At 60.1% G+C, this 253-nt stretch carries 1 protein-coding gene; it reads left to right on the top strand.

What is annotated here, in order from left to right:
* Positions 1-253: Ig-like domain-containing protein (locus tag G494_RS24350; protein WP_035247520.1), on the top strand; the 253-nt coding region annotated here is incomplete at both ends.

Genomic DNA, 253 nt, shown 5'->3' with positions numbered 1-253 from the left:
CGGTCTCCGGTGATCTTGATGCCAGCGACGTTGACGGTCTGACCGACAGCAGCTACTTCACGGTAAGCTCTGCAGCCAGCAAGGGCACAGCAGCGATTGACGCAGCCAGCGGGGCCTGGACATTTTTCCCAACGGATAGCGACTGGTTCGGCAGTGACAGTTTTACCGTCACCGTGACCGACGACCTGGGCGGCATCACGACCCAGGTGGTCAGCATTACCCTGGCCAATGTCGACGACGCTGCAGTGATCAC

Origin of the sequence: Desulfogranum mediterraneum DSM 13871 (assembly GCF_000429965.1) — a bacterium.
In the GTDB taxonomy this organism is placed as follows: Bacteria; Desulfobacterota; Desulfobulbia; order Desulfobulbales; family Desulfobulbaceae; genus Desulfogranum; species Desulfogranum mediterraneum.
Note: the sequence above shows the minus strand (reverse complement) of the source record. Positions and strands in the feature narration are given on the sequence as shown.